A 19220-nucleotide genomic window follows, 5' to 3' on the forward strand; every position below is an offset into this window, starting at 1 on the left:
CCGCGAGGTCTACCGCGCTCTGACCGCCACACCAACCGAACGAATCACCCAAACCGACCTCGCTCCTGCAGCTTGACAAGCATAGGAGCATCCGAGGGGATGAGACCTTCTCCATGCCGCACATCACCGTCGACTGTCCCCGACGACTTGCCGGCCTCTTCGACCTGTCGGCCTTCACCGCCGAACTCCATCCCATGGTGCTCGCCGGAAGCAGTTCCGCGGGTACCTGCAAGACGTTGTTCCGGGAGGCGACCGAGACCCACGTCGCTCATCGGCACGGCAGTGAGGCGCTCTTCGTACATGTGGAGGTGGGGCTGCTGCCCGGGCGTTCCGACGGACTCAAGGCCCGGCTGTCCGAGAACATACTGGGCCTGCTGGAGAGCCACGTGCGCAAGGCCACCACGGACGACGTGGTGTGCTCCGTGGAGGTGCGGGACCTGGCCGGCTCGTATCGCCTCCGGACCCTGTGACCCCTCCCCGCCGGCGCTGCTCAGGGGACGGGCACACCGGTGTGCGACGGCCGCGGTGAGCCGGAGTGACCGGCGGGCGCGGCCGAGGGATGTGCGAAGGTCCCGGCAGCTGTGCCGTCGGCCGTGCCGCCCCCCCGGTTCTGCGCACCAGCATGCCGCAGCCTGCGTCCACGGAACAGGACGCCGAAGTGCCGGTGCACCGGCGACGAAAGCCTGAACCCACCACTGCGTCGCCCTGCGCGCCGGCAGGAGCGGGTTCATGGCCCGGCGGAGGCTGTAGGGGTGCAGGAGGCTACGGCAGACCTGCGCAGGTCTGCCGTCGTGGCGCCCACCACGGCCACGGCACCGAGGCAGAGCAGGCCACCGCTGACGAGGGCTGCTGCTCCCGAGGTGACACCTGCCACGAGGCCGCCGCGCATGTTGCCGATGTCGGGCCCGGCCTGCCCGACGATCTGTTCAGCCGCACTGACGCGGCCGAGCAGCTCGCGAGGTGTGTGCGTCTGGACGACGGTGCTCCGGCAGACGACGGAGACGGTGTCGGCGGCGCCGGCCATGACGAGGAAGGCGAAACCGGCCCCTGGGCCGGGTGACGTGCCGAACAGCGCCAACGCCGCGCCCCAGGTGGCGGATCCGCCGAGCATGACCAGGCCGGGGCGGGCGGACCGGGTGAAGCTTCCGGACAAGAGTGACGCGGCGACGCCGCCGGCGGCGATGGCCGTGAGGAACAGTCCGAGGGTGCGTGGGTCGCCGTCGAACCGTTCGGCGTTGATCAAGGGAAACACACTGATGGGCATCGACAGCACAGTGGTGGCGAGGTCCGTGAGCAGGGCCCCGCGAATGACGGGGGTGCGGCCCAAGAAGGCCAGGCCGTCCAGCACTCCCCGCAGGCCCGGCCGCGCGGGCTCGTCTGCGGGGCTCATGCGCGGCAAGCCGAAGGCACCGTAGACCGCGGCACCGAACGTCAGGGCGTCGATCACGTAGCAGGTGCCGACTCCCGGCCCGCCCACGATCAGTCCGCCGAGCGCGGGACCGAGCAGCATGGAGCCCTGGAAGGCGATGCGCCGCAACGCCAGTCCTGCGGCCAGCCGGTGCGTGGGAAGCAGGTGGGAGACGAAGGTGCGTGAAGCCGGGCCGCCGCCCGCGCCGAAGCATGACTGGAGCGCGACGAGCCCCAGCACGCCGACGGCAGGAACGTGCCCGAGGAAGCCCTGGAGCGCGAGGAGGAGCGAACACACGGCCTGCCCGCTGGTCGTGAGCAGGTAGAACTTCCGGCGGTCCACCCGGTCGACGAGCGATCCGGCGAAGAGCCCGAGCCCGACGAGCGGGACAGCCTGGGCCAGCCCGACGCCTCCCGTCCACAGGGGACTCTTCGTCGTCTGCCAGACCTGGAACATCACCGCGACGAGCGTCATCTGGCTGCCGAGACCGGACAGTGTCTGACCGGCCCACAACCGCCTGAACGCCGGTGACGACCGTAACGGGGTCACGTCGATCAGTGTGCGTTTCAGTCCCACGCCGGGTCCTCCGCCAGCTTCTCGGCGATCCGGTCGTGGAAGCTCTTGCGCTCCAGAGCCCGCTCGATGTCGGCGACGGCCCGGGAGAGCGGGTAGGGGGTCTCGGCCTCCAGGTCAGCGACGGCGGCCTCGGTGGCCCGCCATTCCGCCGCCAGACGATCCACGACGCGGCGGGCTTTGTCGGTGAGCGTCACCTTCCTCGTGCGTGCGTCCTCACCGACGACGGTCTGCACCCAGCCGGCCGTGCGCATCGCGGCGACCTTCTGGCTGAGCGCCGAATGCGTGCGCTGAACCGACTCGGCCAGTTCCGCGATGGTCATGGGGCCGTGGGCGTGCAGCCGGAGCAACTCCATGACGAAGCTGGGCTTGAGACCTTCGATCTGCCGCTCGGAGTAGAGACGGGCGATGTCGGCGTCCATGGACGCCTGGAGCAGGCGCAGGGGTCGCCACAGGCTCTGCTGCGTCGGATCGACCGGGTGGGGGCTGACCATGCGGCTCACCATAACAGCACTTATACAAGTGCTGTTGCTTTTGTCGTGGCCGTGGCGGCGACGCTGCCGTCCGCGACTCCTCCCGAATCGCCGTGCTCCCCCGTCGGCGCCGCGATGCCGCCTCCAACTTGCCGCTCGACAAAGGTGCTTGACCGGACCTCGCCAGGCATGGCCCGGCCGGGACGGGCAACCAGAAAGGAACTGAAGGAAGAAACGAAGCCGACCGCGACAGTTTGGGAGATACCGATGTCGTCCTACAGTCGAACGAGCGCCCACAAGACGAGCCGGACGAGCGGACTGGCGATCGCGGGGCTGGTCTGCGGCATAGTCGGCCTGCTCTTCCTGCCGATCATCCTCGGCCCGCTGGCCATCATCTTCGGCGCCGTCGCGCTGCATCAGACCGGCTCCGCGATGGCGAAGTGGGGCATCGGCCTCGGAGTGGCCGACATCGTACTCATGATCGTGATGTTCGCCGTCGCGGCCGGCAACGGCGGCAGCTTCACCTGGAACGTCGGCTGACCCACGCCCTCCGGCTGCTGCGGCCGCCGGAGAACTGCCGGGGTTCCGCGGGCCCGTCCCACGCCAAGCCGTACCGCACCGTGCCGAACGGCAGCGGGACGGTCCCGTCCGGCGAGGCGGCGACGCACTCGCGCATGACCGCGTCGTACGCCTCGCCCTGGGCGGCCGTCGAGATGCCGCGCTCGGGCACGACCGCGTTGCGGTACACGACGCGGCGTACCCGGACGGCCGGCGTGTGGGCGGCGCCGGCGACGGGGTGACCGCCCCAGCCGTTACCGACCAGGACGGCACCCTCCGGCCGCCGGTCCACCACCTCGCCGACGGCATGGCCGACGACGTCGCCCAGCCGCAGGCCGGCGGGAGTACCGCCGTGCGCCGGGCGCTCGCCGTGAACGTTCCGGGCACGCACCCCGTACCAGCACGGAGGCCGCCGGTCGCTGTGCTCCGTCCTCCCTGAGCCGACAGGGAAACCGCCGCTGCCCCTCCCCGCGCCGGCCGCCTGCCGAGTACGGGGGCGCGCCTCGGGCGAGCACGCACCTGCCGGGACGGGTGCCGGCATGCCGACAGTGGCAGAAGCCCACCTCGCGGTCCGCCGCGGCCAGATCGACGTGCGGGTTCCGCCGTGCACGCGGGCGAATCGGGGTGGTGATGCCGTCACCAGCGTAAGCCCCGCCTTCTCGCGCGGCTCTGCGCAGCCGAGTGTTGGTCTCGCAAGTCCGAGACCAGCAGGAAGGCGGCGACAACCGTGGAGTCCAGTCAGGTGGCGATCGACGCCCTACGGGCGACCGAGCAGCAGCAGTTCTTCCGCCGACCGGGTTTCGACGACCTCCTCATGGTCGCCGCGTCCGCCACCACCGAGGAGAGGCGATGACGCGCACCGTCGAAGACCTGATCGGCACCTTCTACGAGGCGTTCAGGGGCAAGCCCGAACTCCTCGACGACATCGTCGCCGACGACTGGGCCGACATCCCGCTGGGCCCGGACCAGGCACCCGGCCGGGCCGGTGCCACCCCGCTGATCCAGGGGATCAACGAGGCGTTCGGCGACTTCCGCATCGTGGTCCACCAGATCGTCGACGGCCGCGGCCCCGACGGCAACGGTTTCGTCGGCGTACGCGGCGAGATGCGCGGCGTGCACAGCGGCGAGATGTTCGGCGTCGCGGCGACCGGGCGGGAGATCCGGGTCCGGATCCACGAGTTCCACGAGGTGCTCGACGGACGCATCGTCCGCACCTGGCACATGGAGGACTGGCTCGACTGGTTCCAGCAGGTCGACGCCCGGCCCACCCACTGAAGCAGCGACACGAAAGAGCACACCCATGAAGGCACTGCGGTACACGGCGTACGGCGACACCCCGGTCGTCCACGATCTCACCGAGCCGGTCCCCGGGCCAGGAGAGGTCCTGGTCCGGATCGCGGGGGCGGCACTGAACCCGCTCGACATCAAGATCGGCGCCGGTCACGTCCAGGACTACTTCCCGATCACCCTTCCCTCGACCGTCGGCACCGACCTCGCCGGCAGCGTGGAGCGGCTCGGGTCCGGCGTGACCGGCTGGAGCATCGGCGACGCGGTGATCACCCGGACCGACCCCACCGCAGGCGGCGCGGTCGCCGAGTACGCCGTGGTGCCGGCGGCGAGCCTGGTGCCCGCGCCGACCACGATCCCGCTGGGGATCGCCGCCGGTCTGGCCACCGCCGCCGCGACCGCCTGGCAAGCAGTGACCGAGGTCGCGAAGCTGCGGCCGGGCCAGAAGGTGCTCGTGCACGCAGGCGCCGGCGGGGTCGGCAGCTTCGCCGTCCAGCTGGCCCACCGCGCCGGTGCGCACGTCGTGACCACCGCCTCCGGCCGCGCCGCCGAGATCGTCCGCAAGCTCGGGGCCGACGACGTCATCGACTACACCGGCATCGATTTCCGCACGGCGGTCTCCGATGTCGACGTCGTCGTCGACTCGATCGGTGGTGACACCGAGATCCGGTCGCTCGACGTCCTCAGACCAGGCGGCCTGCTGATCAGCCTCCCCGCCCCGCCGGACGCCGAGCGGGCCGCCGCCCGTGGGGTCCGCAGCGCGTTCGTCTTCCACGCATCCGACACCGAGCGTCTGGCCGGAGTCGTCGCGCTGGCGAACGAAGGCCTCGACATCCTCGTCGACCGTACGGTCCCGCTGAGCGAGGCCGCCGAGGCGTACACCTACCTCGCCCAGGGCCACGCCAAGGGCAAGGTCATCGTCCAGCCGTGACACGCAGCTGCCGCCGACGACGGTACCTCCATCGCCGCGGGCACGCGTGCACGCGGGTACGTGAGGACGCCGGTACGTCGGCGGCGGCCTGCTCGACACGTCCGAGCGCGAGTACGGAACCTGCGCCGAGTACGTCAGGGTGGACGAGACGGCGCTCGCGGCAGAGGCGCGCACCTGATCGAGCCGCGCGTCCCGCCCCGGCTGCCCCCGGCGCCCGACCGCGGGACGCCGCGCTCAGGGAGCGGCCGAGCTGTTCTGCGTCGAGGTCTGGACGTCCTGGCTGCCGACGACCGCGAGCAGCTGGAGCTTCTCCGCCGAGTCGCCGCCCACGGGGGCGGTGAACCAGAGCAGCCGCTGCGAACCGTCCTCGCTGAGCAGGCTGAGGCAGTCGAGCTCGATCGCGCCGAGCTCCGGGTGCATCAGCCTCTTCCGGTCGGCCCGGCGCACGGCGACCTCCTGGTGCGCCCACAGGTGGGCGAACTCACTGCTCGTCGAGGTCAGTCGCCGGATGAGACCGCGCACCTCGGTGTCGCCGCCGCGGCGGGCCGAGACCGCGCGCAGGTCGGCCACGAAGACCCGGGACTGGTGATCGTGCTCGTCGGGGTGGTAGCGCAGCCGGGCCCGCGGGTCGGTGAACCAGCGGTACACGAAGCTCGTCTCGATCCCCTTCCGCTCGGGAACCGGCCCGAGCAGGGCCGTGGCGAGGCGGTTCTGCACCAACGTCGCGTGCAAGTCGGTGATCACCGCCGCCGGCGTGTCCGGCAGGCGTTCGAGCAGGTCGAGCATGCCTGGATGCACGTGGGCCGACGGTCCGTGCCGCGGCGGCAACGGGCGCCCGGCGAGGAAGTACAGATGCGCACGCTCGTCCTCGGTCAGTCGCAGCGCCCGCGCGAGCGCTGCCACCATCTGCTCCGACGGCTGCGAGCCACGCCCCTGCTCCAGCTGGTTGTAGTAGTCGACCGAGGCCCCGGCCAGGGCGGCCACCTCGTCGCGGCGCAGCCCGGGCACCCGACGTCGTGCCGACTGGGGAAGCCCCACCTCACCTGGCCGGATGCGATCGCGTCGCGACCTCAGGAACTCGCCGAACTCACTCAGATCCATACCGGCCATCTTGAACCGTCCGGCCGCGTGAAGGCAGGCGGTGCCGCCACCACCCTGAGCTCGTTGCCCCCCACTCTCGTGGAACTGCACCACGGAGCCGCTCACGCCGACGCGCCCGCTCAGTCGCTGCCGGAACCCGAGTCCGTCCCGGCCCAGGGGCCGATAAATCTTGAAATGGCTTCGGTCCGGCCCGCCACTCCGAGCTTCCGGTAGATCAAGTGCAAGTTGTTCTTGACCGTGCGCTCGGCTATACCCAGGTTGCGTGCTATCTGCCGGTTCGACATTCCGGTCAGCAGGAGTCGGAAGACTTGGTTCTCCCGTTCGGTGAACGAGCCGGTCATCTCCGTGAAGGGATCTTTTTCCGTGCCCTCGGAACGAGTGGGAGTCCCTCGCGTCTGCGCTGAATGGATCGACGATCCGGGCTGCGACTCGTATGCGTTCACCAGCCTCCTCAGGAGATGGGTAATCGCGTCGAGTTCCGTGAGCAACTGCTGAAGACTGCGTACGATCTCCTGGCGGCAGGCTTCATCCTCGTCGGGCACGGGCTGCTCCTCGGGAGGGGACTCACACTCAAGGCCGGGGCGGGCCTGAGCAGAGCAGATGTCAGTATGGAAATCTTCCCCCTTTCTTCTCGGTGCCGCGAACTCGCGATCCGGTCAAGTCCGCTTTTTTTCCCGGCTCCTGTCACGTGGTCACACACGAGCTCACGTGTGTCACCACGTATCAGAGCATCGCATGGCAGCCGAAGGTACGTCACATGTCGGGCCCGCATTTCTCCGTGAATCCGCCCCTCCACGGTCCCGCTTCAAGGATCGAACCGGGACCGAAGGACAGAGGTGCCGTATCGAAGGTACCGAATGACTGGTCGTTACCCGGTGCGAAGCCCGGGCACCCGTGGCACTTGACAGGCGGTCAATTCGAGACGTCGGGAAGGGGAAATCATGAATGTCGATCCTGCGTCTGCTGTGGACCAGTTGCTCACGCAGCAGGAGGAGATCATCGGGCAGCGTGACAACCCGCTGCTGCGGTCGGCTCGTGCCGGACTGCTCTCGAAGGGGAGCCTGCTTCGCATGGTCCAGGCGGACCTGTGGTGCATGGAGGCCGAGACCGTCGCCTATGCCGTACTCCTCGCTCGTTTTCCGAGCGGGCCGGCAGGCGATCTGTTCGCCGAACTGAACTCCGCTCTGCGCTCGCTCAGGCCCGGGCTCGACGCCTGCGCCCAGGACCTGGGTGCGCCTTCCCCTGTCCCTCCTGGCCTCTCGCAGGCCGACGGTGCGCTCTCCTTCCCCATGGCGGTCTCCTGGGTGTGCCTGCATGCCGAGCGTGCTGCCGCCGCCCTGGCGCTCCGCGCGGACTTCGCGGCCTACGCACGGGAGTGCCGAGAACTGGTGCGGACACTGACGGATGCGGGGATGCGCCTGCCCGACGCCTTCCGTGACTACTACGACATGCCGACACCGTCGAAGCTGCTCGACCTGGCCGCCGCCGCTGTGGAAGACGGCATCCGCCGTGGCGACTCCGCCGAACGGGCCGTGTCCGTGTCCAGGTTGCTGGTGGAAGGACTCGACGGGTTCTGGCGGTTCGCTGCCGGGCCGCAGCGAGCACCGGCCGCCGTCGGCGCGGCCTCGGCCGGCGGGAAGGGATCACGCGCATGCGAGTAGGCATAGCAGGCGGTGGGATCGCGGGGCTCACGCTGGCCTGGTTGCTCGACGGATGTCACGAGGTGCTTCTGCTGGAGGAACGCCGCAGGCTCGGTGGAAACGCCGACTCCGTCCTCACCACGGCGGGTGGGCCGGCTCATGTCGTCGATCTCGGTGTCAGGGAGACGCCCGTCGAGGCGTCTCCGGTCTGGCGGCACATCGTGGCGTCGGTCGGTCTGCCCACGGACACCCTGGTGCCGACCACCGCCTCCCGGGTGCTGATCGCTGAGCAGGAACGTTCCGCTCTGTGGGTCTCCCCCGGCGAACCCACCGACACGGCTCGCCAGGTCACGACCGGAGGACAGGCGCATGAGGCCTTGGTCCGTCTCGCCGAGGAGTCGGCCCGATGGGAGAGGGAGGGGATGTCCTGGGAGGTCACGTTCGGCGACGTCCTCGACTGCTGGGCGCTCCCGCCCTCGACGGAACGCCTGCTGTGCGCACTGCCCGCCTCCCTGCACGGCACCACACTGCGGGAGGTGCGTTCCCTGTCGGCACGCGCAGTGGGTGCGACTGCCGTCCGGCCAAAGGACGTGGCCCGTACGACCTATCTCCGATCGGGCACCAGTTCCCTCGTCCACGGGCTGGCCGCCGGTGCACGCTCGGCCACGGTACGGCTGGGCGCCGGTCTGCGAGCCGTGCGTCAGACGGAGGACGGGTTCGAACTGGCGGACTCCACGGGGGACGTCCACCCCGTGGACGCAGTGGCGCTGGCACTCCCGGCGGACCGCGCCCGGGCAGCGCTCATCGGTCTGGCGGGCACGGCGGCCCGGCGAGCCGCCCTGGAGGCCGTCGAGTACCGAGAAGTGACCTACGTACTGCACCGCGATCCCTTCGGGATGCCCGAGGAACGGCATGCGTGGTCCACCGCCAACACCACCGTGGACGGGGAACGGAGCCGGACGACGACATGGTACGGCCCCTCGCTCGGGCTCGACCTGTTCGTCAGCCAGCTCGACCACCGCTGCGGCCGGCCCCGGGAGGAACTGGCCCGCTCCTCGTTCCGGGCGTCACTCCCCACCCCGGGGGCGAGTCGCGCACGGCAGACGCTGGGCGCCGTGCGGGACGGGCAGCGCCTCTTCTTCCTCGGACACTGCACGACACCGGTGGAGACACAGGAAGCGGCCATGGCATCGGCTCTGGCCGCAGCACACACCCTCGCACCCCGCAGCGAACGACTGCGGCGGCTCTGCGACGACACCCAAGGCGGATGACTGATGCGACAAGACGGTACGAAACCCCTCTCCCCGGCGCGCCTGGCCAGGCAGGTGATTCCCTGCATCGACGTACGTGGAGGAGTGGCCACCGGCCCGTCCGGCGCCGGGGGCCTGCGCGACCCGCTCGACGTGGTCGGCATCGCCGCCGGGTACGCGCGCGACGGCGCCGAGCAACTGTTCCTGGACGTCGTCGACGCCTGGTCCGACTCCGGCTATCTGCCCGACCTGTTACACGACGTGAAGGCGACCGGTCTCGACCTGCTCGTCTCCGTGCAGCACGGAACCCTGCCCTCGCCAAAAGCCTGCACCCAGGTGCTGTCCGCCGGCGCCGACGCGCTCTCGGTCAGCACGAGCATGGTCACCGAACCCGAGCGCGTGGCGGAAACGGCGAGCCTGCTCGGGGCCCGGCGGCTCATGGGCGTCGTCAACTGCTCGGGGGACCGGCAGCAGGGATGGCATGCCCTCGTCGACGGTGGTGCCACCCCGACCGCGGTCGACGTCCTGGAGGTGGCCCGGCGGTTCGGGAACCTCCACGTGCGTGCCTTGCTCGCCAACAGCGTGGACCGCGAAGGCACGGGCAGCGGTTACGACCTGGACCTCACCCGGGCCGTGGCACACGCTTCGAAGCTTCCGGTCATCGCTTCCGGCGGTGCGGGCTCGGCGGAGCAACTGGCCGATGCGCTCCGGGGCGGCGACGCCACGCACGTACTCGTCAACAACGTGGTCCACAGCGGCAAGGAGACCATCGGCTCGTTGAGTGAAGCCCTGTGCCGGTGTCTTGGCGACGGAGTGGGCTGACCGTGCGCGCCCTGGCCTTCAAGGAGTACGGCGACCCCGCCCGCGTACTGGACATGACGGAACTTCCCCGCCCCGAACCCGGGCCGGACCAGGTGCGGGTACGGCTGGCCGCACGCCCGATCAACCCCTCGGACCTGTTGTTCGTCCAGGGGGCGTACGGCCGGGAGGCATCTTTCACCTCGCACCCGGACGGCCGCGCCGAAGGCAGCGGTTGGGCCGTCGCCGGCTTCGAGGGAGCAGGCACCGTGGAGGCCCTGGGCGCGGGGACGAGGGGCCCCGTGCCCGGTACCCGAGTGGCCGTCTCGGCCTCCGGAACGTGGCAGGAGGAGGTCTGTGTGCCGGGCAGCTCTGTTCTCCCCCTGCCGAACGACGTTTCCACGGACGTCGCCTGCCAGTTCACCGTGAACCCGTTCACCGCCGTTCTGCTGCTCCGCGAGGTCGCCCTCGAACCGGGTGACACGCTGCTCCTGACCGCGGGCGCGTCCGCCGTGAGCCGCATGACGGTCCACCTGGCACGCCGGCGCGGCCTCCGTTGCCTGCCCGTGGTCCGACGCCGGGAGCAGGCGCGCGTACTGGCGCGTACGGGAGCGGAGCCCGTACTGGTCAGTTCCGCCCGCACGCTCGTCGAGACGGTGCTCGACACCACCGGGCGTCATCGGGTGGGCGCCGTGCTCGATGCGGTCGGAGGGGCCATCGGTGGCGCCGCCCTGCGTTGCCTTCGCCCGGCCGGACAGTTCATCTCCTACGGCATGCTCTCCGGCAGCCCGCTCCAGGTGACCCCCGACGACCTGGTCTTCCACCAGGTGACCATGCGCGGCTTCTGGCTCCCCGCACGCATGGAGCGCCTGGACGCGCAGGAGCTGCGTCACCTCACCCGGGAGGTCGAGGCGACCGTGGCGCGCGGTTTGCCCGGCCTGGAGGTCGCGGAACGCTACGACCTCGCCGACTTCCCCGCCGCGCTCGGCCACGTCCGGCGGGCGGGGCGCAGCGGGAGGGTCGTGCTCACCGGGTGACCGCCGCGAGTCCGTCCACCTGCCCACCAGTTGCCGCACGAGAAGGGATCGATCATGCCGTCCACGAGGCCCGCACACCACGACTGCGTCAGCGGGCATGACGACACGGGTGCCGGCTACCCGCGCGACGCCGTCCTTGCGGACCTCTTCGCCGAGCAGGCCCGAAAGACGCCGGAAAGCGTCGCCCTGGTCTGGGACGACGGCCAGTGGACGTTCCGTGAACTGTACGACCGGGTGTGCCGCGCCCGCGCGTGCCTGCGTGCCCGGGGCGTGGAGGACGGCGACATCGTCGCCGTCCTGCTGGAATCCTCCGCCCAGTGGGTGGTGACCGTGCTCGCCGTCCTGGCGGCGGGCGCCGTCTATCTCCCCCTCGACCCGCGGACGCCCCGCGACCGCCTCGTCACCATGATCGAGGACTCGTCGCCCACGTGCCTCGTGACCGCGACGGACGCCGAGGTCCCCGCGTCCTCGCCGGCCGCGACACGGGTCACCACCGGTGACCTCGACGGCGAGGACACGCCGGAGGGACCGTGCCGGTCGGCCGGGCCCTTGGCGACCGACGCCGCGTACCTCATCTACACCTCCGGCTCGACCGGTGCCCCCAAGGGCGTACTGTGCTCCCACCGGGGACTGGTCCGCTTCGTCACCGCGGACCACCCGGCGGTCCCACAGCCCGGCGATCGCCTTCTCGCCACCGCGAACCCGACGTTCGACGTCTCGTGCTACGAACTCTTCTGCACCCTGCTCAACGGAGCATGCCTCGTCCTGCCGGAGCGGGACGACCTGCTCGACACCGAGGCGTTGGCACAGTGTCTGCGACGCCACCGCATCACCACCCTGTGGCTGAGCGCCGGGCTCTTCCACGTCCACGCCCAGTCGGCGCCGCACCTGTTCTCCGGCCTGCGCTGCCTGATGGTCGGGGGTGACACGGTCAGTCCCGGCGCCGTCCGAGCCGTGCTGGCACAGGGCCCTCCCGCCACTCTGGTCAACGGCTACGGACCGACCGAGAACAGTGTCATCAGTACCTCCCACGTGGTGAACGAGGTGCCTGAGCACGCCGAACTCGTTCCCATCGGCACACCCGTTCCCGCCACCACCGCCTACGTGGTGCGCCCCGACGGCACCCTCGCGCAGGCCGGCCAGGAGGGAGAGCTGTGGCTGGGCGGAGACGGCGTGGCGATCGGCTACCTCAACGACGCCGAACGCACTGCCGAGCGCTTCGTCCCCGACCGCTTCGGCGACGACCCACGGGCGCGGCTCTACCGCACGGGGGACATGGTCCGCCGGCGCGCCGACGGAGTGCTGGAGTTCCTCGGCCGCCGGGACAGGCAGGTGAAGCTGCGCGGCTTCAGGGTGGAGCTCGAAGAGGTCGAGGCAGTGCTGTCCAGCCATCCCGATGTCCGGGAGGCCGCCGTCGACGTCCTGGGTGAAGGGCCGGGAAAACACCTCGGCGCGGTCGTGGTCCGTTCCCCTCGCGCGGATGCCACCACGCTCACCGCTCGCCTGTCCGAGCACGTCCAGGACCGTCTGCCGGCCCATATGGTCCCCAGGAGGATCGTCTGCGTGACGAGCCTGCCGCTGACGGCGAGCGGCAAGGCGGACCGCGTCCGTCTCCTGTCCCGGCTCGCCCCGCCGGAAGCCGGCCGCCGCCGGGCCCCGGCCCCGCGGGAGGACGCGGACGAGTCGGCTGTCGAGCGGATCTGGTGCGAGGTTCTGGGCACGGACGCCGTGGCGCGCGAGGACGACTTCTTCGCCCTGGGAGGGACCTCGCTGATGGCTGTGCAGGCCGCGGCGGCCGTCCGCCGCGGCTTCGGCCTGGGCCCGGAGTTCAGCAGCGCACTCGTGGACGCCCTGCTGAGCGCTCCCGCACTCGCGGCCTTCACCGGCCGGGTACGGCGCCTCGCCGAGCAGGGCACGAGGCCCGTACCGGACGGATCGCCGGACTTCCGGGCCGAGGCGCGAGCGAGGTGGGTCCCGTCGTCCCCCGGCGCGCGGTTCGTGGCAGGCTCTCCGGGCACGGTGTTCGTCACCGGTGGTACCGGCTACCTCGGCGTCCACCTCATCGAGCGGCTCGTGCGGGCCGGAGCGCGGAGCGTCTGCTGCCTCGTCCGCGCACCGGACGTGTCACGCGGTGCCGCGCGTATCGCGGCCCGGATGCGACGCTTCGGACTGGACCCGCGCAGCCTGGACGACCGGGTCACGGTGGTCCGGGGAGATCTGTCCGCCGAACGTTTCGGCGTGGACGAGAACACCTGGAACCGGCTGGCACGGACGACCGACCTCGTCGTGCACTGCGGCGCGCAGGTCAACTTGGCCTATCCCTACCGAGCACTGGCCCCGGTCAACGTCGGCGGCACGCGCACGGTCGTCGAACTGGCCGCGGCCCACCGGCTCAAGCCCCTCCACCACATCTCCGCCCTGGGTGTCCTCGGCGGATCCGGACGCGCCGGAGTCAGCCACGTGGCGGAGTGCACACCGCTCGGCCATCCCGACCGGCTCCCGCCCGGTTACCTCCAGACCAAGTGGGTCGCCGAGGAACTGGTGATGGATGCGGGACGGCAAGGGCTTCCCGTGTCCGTCCACCGCCCCTCGTACCTCACGGGCGCGTGTGACGACGGCGCATGGAACACCGACACCCTGACGTGCGCGCTGTTCCGCACCATCGCAGAATCCGGCACCGCCCCCGACGTCCGCCTGTCCCTCGACCTCGTCCCCGTGGACTACACGGCTGACTTGATCACCCGGGCGATCACCCACGAGCGGCCCGACGGCCGCGTCCACCACATCGCCAATCCCCGAGCGGGACAACTGTCCCTCCTCGTCGACCGTCTGCGCGCCATGTCGTATCGCGTACGCGTGGTCGGGCCCCGGACGTGGGTGGACACGGTCGCCCGGGCGACGAGTGCGGACCCCCGGCACCCGATGACCCCCTACCTCCCCTTGTTCGCCGAGCCCGTGCCGGTATGCGACGCCATCGAGCAGGCGTACTTCTCCGGTACGTTCCCCCACTTCGACCAAGGCAACGCCGACCGTGTGTCGGCGGACGCCGGTCTGACGTGCCCGCCGGTGGACGACCGGCTGATCGACCACTGTCTCGGACAACTCCGGGACAGCGGTTACCTCCCGCCGCCCACCGCGACCGGCGGTCCGCCGCCCGGGTACTGCGCGGCCCCGGCCTGCGCGCCGTGAGCGCCGGAGCCCTCACCTGCACAAGAGCCGTACTCCAGAAGGGAATCACATGTCCTCTCACACCCACAGCGACGCGAAGGCCCTGGCCGACCACGTCCGGCAGGCCGTCGCCGGCCGAGAACCCGGCAACCCTCTCACCCTGGCGCCCCTGACGGGCCCCGGCACCCTCGAACCGCTGCGGCGCCTGGTCCAGATCGAGTACCAGGCACACGCGGTCGAACTCGTCGCGTACGGAACCCTGCTGACCCGGTTCCCCCACGAGCCCGCCGCCGAACTCTGGTCGACGCTGGTGCGCATCGTCCGCGAGGCGACCCCCAAGCTGGCGGGCGTGGCCCGCGCCCTGGGCATGAGCGAGGCCGATCTGGCGGACTGGTCGACGGACCTCGGTGCCTATTCCTTCCACGGCAACATGTCGTGGATCGCGACGTCCGCGAGCCAGGCCGCGGCAGCCCTGGCGGTCCACACCGACATGCAGATCTACTACTCCGGCGCCACTGCCGTCGCACGACGTCTGCGTGCGGCGGGCGCCGAGGTCCCGCAGGAGTTCATCGACTACTACGACGACCCCGGTGACGACGCGCTGAACGACCTCGCCCTGGCGGTGGTCCAGGACGGCCTCGACCGTGGCGACGACCCCGACGAGGCCCTGTTCCACGCCCACCGCGTCGCGGGCTCGCTGCTGGAGGTCTGGCGGGTCGCGGCAGCCGAAACGGCCGCGACCCCTCAGACGCGAGGCGACCGGCCGACCCCCGCACGGCGCCCCGGCCAAGGCGAGGGAAACCGGTGAACCGCGTCGACGGTCCGGCGTACGAGGTGGTCACCGGCCGCCGCACCGACTCGTTCCGGGAGCAGGTCGTCCGCGCCTACCAGGACGCGCCGGGCGACTGGCAGAAGGTCCTCGGTGAACAACTGCACTTCCAGTGGGGCGTCTTCGGCCACCCGGACTCCCCACGTCCCGTCTCCCTGGACGAGGCCGGCCTCAGGCACCTGCGGCTGCAACTCGCAGTGGCCGCCGGTCTCGGACCCCACCACCCCACCCCGCGGCGCATCCTGGACGTGGGATGCGGATGGGGAGCGACGCTACGGCACCTTGCGGACGTCTTCCCCGACTGCCCTCGCCTGGACGGCATCAACATCAGTGCCGAACAGCTCACCTACTGCGCCGGCCGGGCAGCCGGCACGGACCGCATCCACCTCTACCTGTGCGACGCCGCCGACATCGCCGAGCTGCCCGACAGCGGACAGCCCTACGACCTGGTGACGGCCCGGGGCGCCATCACCCACTTCCCCCCTCAGGTGTACGAGACCGCGGTCGGGGCATTGGCCCAGCGCATGCGGCCAGGAGGGCTGTTCGTCATCTCCGAGACCCTCTACAGCGAGAGGTTCCTGACCGCCGAGCCGCAGCTGCCCCCGGACACGGACCATCTCGCCCTGGGGCACCGCAAGTCACTGCGGTATGTCACCGGCGTCCTGCGGGACAGCGGGTTCCGCGTCCTGGACGAGCGCATGCTCCCGTCACCGGAAGACGCCGCCCGATGGGTTCTGGAACTGAAGAGCAACATCGACGCGCACTTCCCGCAGGAGACGAGCCCGCCGCTGGAGGCGATCAGGAGCATGGCCACGGAGCTCGCCGTCGCCCTGCTCCGGCAGGAGGCGTCGGTGCACAGCATCGTCGCCGAGAGGCGAGACGCCTAGGACCCCTTTCCCACCGCACCACGGTGCGGCAAACGCCCGCACCGTGCCCGTGAGGACCCGCCCGCACCCCCTTCGGGTCCTCGCGCCGCCTCCCCGGCGGAGGACACCCGGGGAGGCGGCACACCCGATCCCGCCGTACACAGGAGTCGTCATGACGACACAGGACAACCCCACCCCCACCGCTCCGCCCCGGCACGCCCGTACCTGGAACCAGGCGTCCGTCACCTACCCCCGGGACGCCACTGTTCCCTCCCTCTTCACGGAAGTGGCCGACGCCCGGCCCGAGGCTGCCGCTGTCGAGTGGAACGGTGGGGCATGGACGTACGGGGAACTGGCGACGCAGGTCATGCGCGGCGCCACCGGTCTGCGGGCCCGCGGAGTCCGCGCCGGAGACGTCGTGGCCGTGGTGATGCGCAGGTCCCCGGCGGCAGTCGCCACCGTTCTGGCCGTTCTGCACGCGGGCGGGGTGTACCTTCCCCTCGACCCCGACCAGCCCGCCGAGCGCCTGCACCAGATCCTCCAGGACGCCGGGGCACGGTTGAGCGTCCACGAGACGGACGAGCCCGTGCAAGCCCCCGAGCAGACGGCCGTCGTCCCCCATGACGAACTGTTCGCCGCCCCCGCAGACGCCGATCCGCGCTGGTGGCACGAGCGCAACGCCGGTGAGGCGGCCTACATCATCTACACCTCGGGATCCACCGGCGCCCCCAAAGGCGTGGTGTGCCCCCATCGCGGGCAGACCAGGCTGGCCCGCGGGGCCGGGGACCTGCGCATCCTGGAGGACGACCGCGTCCTCGCGACCACGAACCTGACGTTCGACGTCTCGTGCTTCGAGATCTTCTCCACCCTGGCGAACGGCGCCTGCCTCGTACTCGCCGAGGACGGCGACCTGCTGGATCCGAAGGCACTGGAGAACGTGCTGCACAGTCGGCACGTCAGCGTGATGTGGCTGAGCGCGGGCCTCTTCCACCAGCATGCCCACATCGCACCGAGGATGTTCTCCGGCCTGCGCCGTCTCATCGCGGGCGGTGACGTGCTCAGCCCTCGCGCGGTGCGCTCCGTGCTGGAGAAGGGCCGGCCAGGCGCGCTGCTCAACGGCTACGGTCCCACCGAGAACTCCTCCCTGTCCACCGTCCACCGGGTGGACGACCTGTCCGCGCAGGCCGAGAACGTGCCCATCGGGGTGCCGGTCGCGGGATCGACCGCCTATGTGGTGCGCGAGGACGGCGAGATCGCCGCGCCCGGCGAGACGGGCGAGCTGTGGGTCGGCGGGGACGGGGTGGCCCTCGGCTACCTCAACGACCCGCACCGAACCGCGGAGCACTTCGTGAAGGACCGGTGGAGCCCCGATCCGGTGGGCGGGGTGCTGTACCGCACCGGCGATCTGGCCCGTCGGCGCGAGGACGGAGCGCTCGAGTTCCTCGGACGCCGCGACCGGCAGGTGAAGGTCCGCGGCTATCGCGTCGAACTGGACGAGGTCGAGTCGGTGCTGTCGTCGCACGAACTGGTGCACCAGAGCGCCGTCGACGTCGTCGGCGAGGGAGCGGGAGAGCGGCTGGTCGCCGCGGTCGTCACGCACGCCGGCGGGCAGCAGGACGCACTCGTGAACCAGCTGCACGAGCATGTACGCGACCGGCTGCCAACCTACATGGTGCCGACGCGTATCACGCTGGTGGACGCGCTTCCCCTCACCTCCAGCGGCAAGGTCGACCGCCGGTCGCTGGCCTCACTGGCGTCGCCCGCCGCCGCCCCGGCCGACGACGAGGGCGCCCCCCGCGGCGAGGTGGGGCAGATCCTCGCCGGAGTGTGGCGCGATGTCCTGGGGCTGGACGCGGTCGGGCGCGACGCACGGTTCTTCGCCCTGGGAGGCACCTCCCTGCGAGCCACCCAGGTCACCGCCGCGGTACGCGAACGACTCGGGATCGGAGCCGCATCCGGGCGCACCATGATCCGCAGCCTGGTCGCCGATCCGTCCCTGAGCGATTTCACCGCGACGGTGGAGGGACTCCTCGCGGGGCACGAGGACGCGGGACGTACGGAGACCGACTTCACGGCCGAGAGCCGCCTCGCCCCCGAAGTTCGCTACGCCGCGCCCCAGGCGGCCGATCCCCGGGCGCCCCGCCAGGTACTGCTGACCGGCGCCACCGGATTCCTGGGGGTCTACCTCACCGACCGGCTGATCCGCAACGGCGCGGAACGAGTGCACTGCCTGATCCGCGCCGGTGACCCGGCACAGGCCCGCGGCCGGCTGGCAGCCCGGATGCGGCGCTACGGTCTGGATCCCGAACCGCTGCTCCGCCATGTGGTCCCCGTGCCCGGGGAGTTGGCAGAGCCGCACTTCGGCCTGACGGGTCCCGACTGGGACCGCCTGGCCCGAGACGTCGACCTGATCGTGCACTGCGGCTCCCGGGTGAACTTCGCCTACCCCTACCGGGCGCTGGCACCCGTGAACGTCGGCGGCACCCGCACCATTCTGGAACTGGCGGGCAGGCACACCACCAAGCCGGTCCACTACATATCCACCATCGCGGTGATCGCGGGATTCGGCACCGCCGGCACGAAACACGTCGACGAGGACACACCCCTCGACCACGCCGACCGGCTGTCCCTCGGGTACCCCGAGACCAAGTGGGTCGCCGAACGCCTCGTCGCCGAAGCGGGTCGACGCGGACTGCCCGTGGCCATCCACCGCCCCTACGAGGTCACCGGCACCGTGGACCGCGGAGTCTGGAACACGGACACCATGATGTGTGCCCTGTTCCGCACCATCGCGGAGACAGGCCTCGCCCCGGACATGGACCTGCCGCTGGACTTCGTGCCCGTGGACTACACGGCGGACGCGATCACCCACATCATCACCCACCAGGAACCCGATGGGCGCGTCTACCACGTCACCAACCCCCACGACGCCCGCCTGCCCCTGCTCGTGGAACGGCTGGCCGCCATGGGGTACGAGATCCGGACCGTGTCCTACCAGGCGTGGACGGACATGCTCGCCGACCTGACGGCCCGACACCCCGATCACCCGATGGCCCCGTACGTGGCCATGTTCGCCGAACCGGCCCGCGACAGCGAGGTCTCCATCAAGCAGATGTACACCGACGGCGTCTTCCCGGCGTTCGGCCGCCGCAACGCCGACGCGGCGCTCGCCGACAGCCCCCTGGTCTGCCCGCCCGTGGACGCCGACCTGCTCGACACCTATCTGCACGAGTTCAGGCGAACGGGATTCCTGGCACCGCCCGACGCCCTCCGATGACCGTACGCATCCCCACATCCGCGC

The 19220-nt window shown here is 70.9% G+C and carries 18 protein-coding genes; 13 read left to right on the forward strand and 5 right to left on the reverse strand.

Annotation, left to right across the window (positions count from 1 at the left end):
• Positions 1-113 precede the first annotated feature (113 nt).
• Positions 114-470 carry a 5-carboxymethyl-2-hydroxymuconate Delta-isomerase gene (locus tag ACFC02_RS20430; RefSeq protein ID WP_376358902.1) on the forward strand — a complete coding sequence of 119 codons (357 nt, stop codon included), beginning with the start codon at positions 114-116 and terminating at the stop codon, positions 468-470.
• Between the two features lie 257 nt (positions 471-727).
• On the opposite strand, the gene ACFC02_RS20435 is transcribed toward ACFC02_RS20430, so the two are convergent.
• Both ACFC02_RS20435 and ACFC02_RS20440 read right to left on the reverse strand, forming a co-directional pair.
• Positions 728-1984, reverse strand: coding sequence for an MFS transporter (locus ACFC02_RS20435; protein ID WP_376358904.1), 1257 nt, complete (start codon positions 1982-1984; stop codon positions 728-730).
• Positions 1975-2475 (reverse strand): MarR family winged helix-turn-helix transcriptional regulator, encoded by a 501-nt coding sequence (locus ACFC02_RS20440; protein ID WP_376358907.1) that lies wholly within the window; start codon positions 2473-2475, stop codon positions 1975-1977. Before ACFC02_RS20440 ends, ACFC02_RS20435 begins: the two co-directional genes overlap by 10 nt.
• Before the next feature lie 246 nt (positions 2476-2721).
• Between ACFC02_RS20440 and ACFC02_RS20445 the strand changes: the two genes are divergently transcribed.
• Positions 2722-2994, forward strand: coding sequence for a DUF4190 domain-containing protein (locus tag ACFC02_RS20445; protein WP_376358910.1), 273 nt, complete (start codon positions 2722-2724; stop codon positions 2992-2994).
• On the opposite strand, the gene ACFC02_RS20450 is transcribed toward ACFC02_RS20445, so the two are convergent.
• Positions 2975-3403: a hypothetical protein gene (locus ACFC02_RS20450; RefSeq protein WP_376358913.1), complete on the reverse strand. Its 429-nt coding sequence runs from the start codon at positions 3401-3403 to the stop codon at positions 2975-2977. The genes ACFC02_RS20445 and ACFC02_RS20450 overlap by 20 nt on opposite strands.
• Before the next feature lie 336 nt (positions 3404-3739).
• Between ACFC02_RS20450 and ACFC02_RS20455 the strand changes: the two genes are divergently transcribed.
• The 3 genes from ACFC02_RS20455 to ACFC02_RS20465 are packed head-to-tail and all read left to right on the forward strand — an operon-like array spanning position 3740 to position 5230.
• Positions 3740-3865, forward strand: a complete 126-nt coding sequence (locus ACFC02_RS20455) for a hypothetical protein (RefSeq protein ID WP_376358916.1) — start codon at positions 3740-3742, stop codon at positions 3863-3865.
• Positions 3862-4287 carry an ester cyclase gene (locus ACFC02_RS20460; protein WP_376358919.1) on the forward strand — a complete coding sequence of 142 codons (426 nt, stop codon included), beginning with the start codon at positions 3862-3864 and terminating at the stop codon, positions 4285-4287. Before ACFC02_RS20455 ends, ACFC02_RS20460 begins: the two co-directional genes overlap by 4 nt.
• 25 nt (positions 4288-4312) lie before the next feature.
• Positions 4313-5230: an NADP-dependent oxidoreductase gene (locus ACFC02_RS20465; protein ID WP_376358922.1), complete on the forward strand. Its 918-nt coding sequence runs from the start codon at positions 4313-4315 to the stop codon at positions 5228-5230.
• A gap of 234 nt (positions 5231-5464) precedes the next feature.
• Here ACFC02_RS20465 and ACFC02_RS20470 read toward each other — a convergent pair whose 3' ends face one another.
• Both ACFC02_RS20470 and ACFC02_RS20475 read right to left on the reverse strand, forming a co-directional pair.
• Positions 5465-6331 (reverse strand): helix-turn-helix transcriptional regulator, encoded by an 867-nt coding sequence (locus ACFC02_RS20470; protein WP_376358925.1) that lies wholly within the window; start codon positions 6329-6331, stop codon positions 5465-5467.
• 119 nt (positions 6332-6450) lie between these two features.
• A complete protein-coding gene (locus tag ACFC02_RS20475) occupies positions 6451-6873 on the reverse strand; it encodes a LuxR C-terminal-related transcriptional regulator (RefSeq protein WP_376358928.1) in 423 nt (140 codons plus the stop codon).
• A gap of 399 nt (positions 6874-7272) precedes the next feature.
• On the opposite strand from ACFC02_RS20475, the gene ACFC02_RS20480 reads away from it, so the two are divergent.
• The 8 genes from ACFC02_RS20480 (at position 7273) to ACFC02_RS20515 (ending at position 19196) form a co-directional block, all read left to right on the forward strand.
• Positions 7273-7992 carry a hypothetical protein gene (locus ACFC02_RS20480; RefSeq protein ID WP_376358931.1) on the forward strand — a complete coding sequence of 240 codons (720 nt, stop codon included), beginning with the start codon at positions 7273-7275 and terminating at the stop codon, positions 7990-7992.
• Positions 7983-9242, forward strand: coding sequence for an FAD-dependent oxidoreductase (locus ACFC02_RS20485; protein WP_376358933.1), 1260 nt, complete (start codon positions 7983-7985; stop codon positions 9240-9242). The genes ACFC02_RS20480 and ACFC02_RS20485 overlap by 10 nt, the downstream gene beginning before the upstream one ends.
• 3 nt (positions 9243-9245) lie before the next feature.
• Positions 9246-10043 (forward strand): HisA/HisF-related TIM barrel protein, encoded by a 798-nt coding sequence (locus ACFC02_RS20490; RefSeq protein WP_376358937.1) that lies wholly within the window; start codon positions 9246-9248, stop codon positions 10041-10043.
• 2 nt (positions 10044-10045) lie between these two features.
• Positions 10046-11056 carry a zinc-dependent alcohol dehydrogenase family protein gene (locus tag ACFC02_RS20495; RefSeq protein ID WP_376358940.1) on the forward strand — a complete coding sequence of 337 codons (1011 nt, stop codon included), beginning with the start codon at positions 10046-10048 and terminating at the stop codon, positions 11054-11056.
• Between the two features lie 54 nt (positions 11057-11110).
• Positions 11111-14245 (forward strand): amino acid adenylation domain-containing protein, encoded by a 3135-nt coding sequence (locus ACFC02_RS20500; protein ID WP_376358943.1) that lies wholly within the window; start codon positions 11111-11113, stop codon positions 14243-14245.
• A gap of 49 nt (positions 14246-14294) precedes the next feature.
• Entirely contained in the window at positions 14295-15032 is a 738-nt protein-coding gene (locus ACFC02_RS20505; RefSeq protein WP_376358946.1) for a hypothetical protein, read from the forward strand.
• Entirely contained in the window at positions 15029-15940 is a 912-nt protein-coding gene (locus ACFC02_RS20510) for an SAM-dependent methyltransferase (RefSeq protein WP_376358949.1), read from the forward strand. Before ACFC02_RS20505 ends, ACFC02_RS20510 begins: the two co-directional genes overlap by 4 nt.
• 151 nt (positions 15941-16091) lie before the next feature.
• A complete protein-coding gene (locus ACFC02_RS20515) occupies positions 16092-19196 on the forward strand; it encodes an amino acid adenylation domain-containing protein (RefSeq protein WP_376358952.1) in 3105 nt (1034 codons plus the stop codon).
• Positions 19197-19220 lie beyond the last annotated feature (24 nt).

The organism is Streptomyces sp. NPDC056160 (genome assembly GCF_042268205.1).
GTDB lineage: Bacteria > Actinomycetota > Actinomycetes > Streptomycetales > Streptomycetaceae > Streptomyces.

What these genes read in the sequence shown, in the direction of transcription:
- ACFC02_RS20445 (WP_376358910.1), top strand. Translation starts at nt 2,722, where the DNA reads ATGTCGTCCTACAGTCGAACGAGCGCCCACAAGACGAGCCGGACGAGC.
- ACFC02_RS20440 (WP_376358907.1), bottom strand. Translation starts at nt 2,475, where the DNA reads ATGGTCAGCCCCCACCCGGTCGATCCGACGCAGCAGAGCCTGTGGCGA.
- ACFC02_RS20465 (WP_376358922.1), top strand. Translation starts at nt 4,313, where the DNA reads ATGAAGGCACTGCGGTACACGGCGTACGGCGACACCCCGGTCGTCCAC.
- ACFC02_RS20500 (WP_376358943.1), top strand. Translation starts at nt 11,111, where the DNA reads ATGCCGTCCACGAGGCCCGCACACCACGACTGCGTCAGCGGGCATGAC.
- ACFC02_RS20485 (WP_376358933.1), top strand. Translation starts at nt 7,983, where the DNA reads ATGCGAGTAGGCATAGCAGGCGGTGGGATCGCGGGGCTCACGCTGGCC.
- ACFC02_RS20430 (WP_376358902.1), top strand. Translation starts at nt 114, where the DNA reads ATGCCGCACATCACCGTCGACTGTCCCCGACGACTTGCCGGCCTCTTC.
- ACFC02_RS20460 (WP_376358919.1), top strand. Translation starts at nt 3,862, where the DNA reads ATGACGCGCACCGTCGAAGACCTGATCGGCACCTTCTACGAGGCGTTC.
- ACFC02_RS20505 (WP_376358946.1), top strand. Translation starts at nt 14,295, where the DNA reads ATGTCCTCTCACACCCACAGCGACGCGAAGGCCCTGGCCGACCACGTC.
- ACFC02_RS20470 (WP_376358925.1), bottom strand. Translation starts at nt 6,331, where the DNA reads ATGGATCTGAGTGAGTTCGGCGAGTTCCTGAGGTCGCGACGCGATCGC.
- ACFC02_RS20490 (WP_376358937.1), top strand. Translation starts at nt 9,246, where the DNA reads ATGCGACAAGACGGTACGAAACCCCTCTCCCCGGCGCGCCTGGCCAGG.
- ACFC02_RS20515 (WP_376358952.1), top strand. Translation starts at nt 16,092, where the DNA reads ATGACGACACAGGACAACCCCACCCCCACCGCTCCGCCCCGGCACGCC.
- ACFC02_RS20480 (WP_376358931.1), top strand. Translation starts at nt 7,273, where the DNA reads ATGAATGTCGATCCTGCGTCTGCTGTGGACCAGTTGCTCACGCAGCAG.